The organism is Monashia sp. HAY1-5C, from assembly GCF_056755255.1.
In genome coordinates this window covers 1-244 of the sequence record NZ_JBPGXG010000652.1, presented here as the reverse complement: position 1 = coordinate 244, position 244 = coordinate 1, and the positions used below count along the sequence as shown (strand labels likewise).

Sequence of the window (244 nt, the reverse complement as noted above, 5' to 3'; positions counted from 1 at the left end):
AAACTGAATGTAGGAGATAAAATGGCGGGACGTCACGGTAACAAAGGTATCGTTTCGAGAATCGTTCGTGAAGAAGATATGCCATTCTTGGAAGACGGAACACCGGTAGATATCGTATTGAATCCACTAGGGGTACCTTCCCGTATGAACATTGGTCAGATTTATGAAACAGTTCTTGGATGGGCTGGTCAAAAATTAGGATTGAAGTTTGCGACGCCGATCTTCGATGGAGCAACTCTTGATC

At 43.9% G+C, this 244-nt stretch carries 1 protein-coding gene; it reads left to right on the top strand.

Translation table 11 applies throughout. The features are described 5' to 3' along the window. Positions 1–244, top strand: a 244-nt coding sequence (locus ACR9ZK_RS23070) for a hypothetical protein (RefSeq protein WP_481344248.1), incomplete at both ends; no start/stop codon positions are given.